The sequence below is a fragment of the Kitasatospora sp. NPDC001539 genome (assembly GCF_040298565.1).
In the GTDB taxonomy this organism is placed as follows: Bacteria; Actinomycetota; Actinomycetes; order Streptomycetales; family Streptomycetaceae; genus Kitasatospora.
The window spans coordinates 1-3,265 of sequence record NZ_JBEPAK010000421.1; the positions used below are offsets into that span (position 1 = coordinate 1).

Here is a 3,265-nt window from a genome sequence, read left to right on the forward strand (position 1 = left end):
GCCCGGCCGGCGGCCGCCACCGGACCGTCCTGGTCCCGGCCGGGGAGGGCCCGCAGGATCGCCTCGACGCTCTGCTTGGCGTCGCCGAAGAGCATGCTGGTGTTGTCCCGGAAGAACAGCGGGTTCTGCACCCCCGCGTAACCCGAGGCCATCGAGCGCTTGAAGACGATCACCTGCTCGGCCTCCCACACCCGCAGGACCGGCATCCCGGCGATGGGGCTGCCCGGGTCCTCGGTGGCGGCCGGGTTGACGGTGTCGTTGGCGCCGATGACGAGGACGACCGAGGTCGCGGCGAAGTCGTCGTTGATCTCGTCCATCTCCAGGACGATGTCGTACGGCACCTTCGCCTCGGCCAGCAGGACGTTCATGTGCCCCGGCAGGCGCCCGGCGACGGGGTGCACGCCGAAGCGGACCTCGACCCCGCGCTCGCGCAGCCGGTGGGTCAGCTCCGCCACCGGGTGCTGGGCCTGGGCCACGGCCATGCCGTAGCCGGGGGTGATCACCACTGACCGGGCCTGGTCGAGCAGCGCCGCGACCTCCTCGGCGCGGATCTCGCGGTGCTCGCCGTGCTCCTCGCTCCCGGCCGTCGGGGCCTCGATGCCGAAGCCGCCGGCGATGACGGACAGGAAGGACCGGTTCATGGCCTTGCACATGATGTACGAGAGGTAGGCACCGGAGGAACCGACCAGCGCCCCCGTGACGATGAGCAGGTTGTTGTCGAGCAGGAACCCGGAGGCGGCCGCGGCCCAGCCGGAGTAGCTGTTCAGCATGGAGACGACCACGGGCATGTCGCCGCCGCCGATCGAGGCGACCAGGTGCCAGCCCAGGGCGAGCGCCAGGACGGTGACCGCGACCATCAGGACCGGCCCCGGGCTGGCGGTGAACCAGATCGTCAGGCCGACGAACGCGGCCAGCGCCCCCAGGTTGAGCGCGTTCTTGCCGGGCAGCGTCAGCGGGCGCGAGGCGATCCGGGCGGACAGCTTCAGGAAGGCCACGACGGAGCCGGTGAAGGTGACCGCGCCGATGAAGACGCCGATGAAGACCTCGGCGTGGTGGATGCCCAGCAGGTCTCCGGCGATCGTGGTCTGCGCGGACCCGTGGGACTCGACCTCCAGGTAGCTGTTCCAGCCGACCAGGACGGCGGCGAGGCCGACGAAGCTGTGCAGGACGGCGATCAGCTCGGGCATCTGGGTCATCTCGACCCGCCGTGCCCGCCACAGCCCGGCCGCACCGCCGAGCGCCATCGCGACGACGATCAGCGCGACCGCGCCGGCGGTGATGCTCTGCGCCGCCACCACGACGGTGGCGACCAGGGCGAGGGCCATGCCGGCGATGCCGTAGACGACACCGGCGCGTGAGGTCCGGTGCTGGGAGAGCCCGGCGAGGCTGAGGATGAACAGCAGTGCGGCGACCAGGTCCGCGGCGTGCGAGGCCGTCGTGGAAGTCATCGGGCTCAGCGCCTTTCGGGGGAGGTCGAGAACATCGACAGCATGCGGCGGGTGACGGCGAAACCGCCGAAGATGTTCACGCTCGTCAGCAGGACCGCGACGAAGGACAGCACGGTGACGACGCGGCTCTCGTGGCCGATCTGCAACAGGGCGCCGATCACCACGATCCCGGAGATCGCGTTGGTCACCGACATCAGCGGGGTGTGCAGGGCGTGGTGCACCTTGCCGATGACGTAGTAGCCGATGACCACGGCGAGCGCGAACACCGTCAGGTTCTGGGCGAGTTGGGCGGGCGCGAAGGCGGTCAGCAGGAAGGCGGCGAGCATGCCCGCGCCGATCAGCCCGAAGCGCGCCGCCGGGGTGAGCCGCGACCGCTTCGGTTCCGCGGGCGCGGGCGCGGCGACGGCGGGCTGCGCGGCCGGGGCGGCCGACACCGCCACGGGCGGCGGCGGCCAGGTGATCTCGCCCTCGCGGACGACCGTCACGGCCCGCTGGACCACGTCGTCGAAGTCGAGCACGAGCTGCCCGTCCCGGTCGGGCGTCAGCAGCTTCAACAGGTTCACCAGGTTGGTGCCGAACAGCTGGGAGGCCTGTGCGGGCAGCCGGGCCGGGAGGTCGGTGTAGCCGATGATGGTGACGCCGTTGTCGGTGACCACCGTGCGGCCCGCCACCGTGCCCTCGACGTTCCCGCCCTGCGCGGCGGCCATGTCGACGATGACGCTGCCGGGCCGCATCGCCGCCACGTCCTCGGCGGTGACCAGCCGCGGGGCGGGCCGGCCGGGGATCAGCGCGGTCGTGATGATGATGTCCACGTCCTCGGCCTGCTCGTGGTAGAGCGCGGCGGCGGCTCGGTCGTACTCGGCGGAGGTCGCCTTGGCGTATCCGTCGGTGCTCGCCTCCTGGACGACCTCCACGGCCAGGTACTCGCCGCCCAACGACCTCACCTGGTCGGCCACTTCGGGCCTCGGGTCGGTCGCCCGGACGATCGCGCCCAGGCTGGAGGCCGCGCCGATGGCGGCGAGCCCGGCGACGCCGGCTCCCGCGACCAGGACCTTCGCCGGCGGCACCTTGCCCGCGGCGGTGACCTGGCCGGTGAAGAACCGCCCGAACACGTGGGCCGCCTCGATCACCGCGCGGTAGCCGGCGATGTTCGCCATCGAGCTGAGCACGTCCATCGACTGCGCCCGCGAGATCCGCGGGACGGCGTCCAGCGCGAGCGCGGTGACGCCGTGGGCGGCCAGCGCCTTGAGCAGTTCGGGGCGCTGCGCGGGGGAGAGCAGGCCGATTAGGGTGGTGCCCTCGCGCAGCCGGGCGATCTCGGCGTCCGTCGGGGCGTTGATCTTCAGGACCACGTCCGCGGTCCAGGCGTCGCCGATGCGGGCGCCGGCGTCGGCGTAGGCCGCGTCGGTGAAGCCGGAGGCGGCACCGGCCTGCGGCTCGACGACGACGTCGTAGCCGAGGCCGAGCAACTGCTGCACCGTCGTCGGTGTCGCCGCGACGCGGGCGTCCCCGCTGGCCGACTCGGCGACCACGCCGATGCGCCGGGGTGGGGATTGGGTCGGGACAAGTGCAGACATGTCTGGTGTCTCTCTCGTCGAAAGCGCTGCTGACCGGGGGTTCACGGCCGGGAGCGGATCCCGGCCGTTGGTCGAAGGAACCTACTCCTACCCAGTCTGCGAACCGATGGCGCGAACCAGTGACAAGCCTCACTCACCCTCGTGGGCGAGGGCCGGAAACCGCCGGGTACGGCCGCAGGTCGGGCGGAACCGGAAGCCCGGGCGGAACCGGAAGGCCCCGGCCGCCCCCGGGGAGGGGGC

General features: G+C 72.3%; 2 protein-coding genes. Both read right to left on the reverse strand.

Translation table 11 applies throughout. From position 1 onward, the window contains the following. The coding region (gene pntB, locus ABT247_RS32730; protein ID WP_350750125.1) for a Re/Si-specific NAD(P)(+) transhydrogenase subunit beta at window positions 1-1,448 on the reverse strand (1,448 nt) is incomplete at its 3' end. 5 nt (window positions 1,449-1,453) lie between these two features. Next, complete coding sequence (locus ABT247_RS32735) at window positions 1,454-3,025, reverse strand: Re/Si-specific NAD(P)(+) transhydrogenase subunit alpha (protein ID WP_350750127.1); 1,572 nt, start codon at window positions 3,023-3,025, stop codon at window positions 1,454-1,456. Between the last annotated feature and the right edge of the window lie 240 nt (window positions 3,026-3,265).

Coding starts and splice junctions, on each gene's coding strand:
- ABT247_RS32735 (WP_350750127.1), bottom strand. CDS start 3,025: ATGTCTGCACTTGTCCCGACCCAATCCCCACCCCGGCGCATCGGCGTG.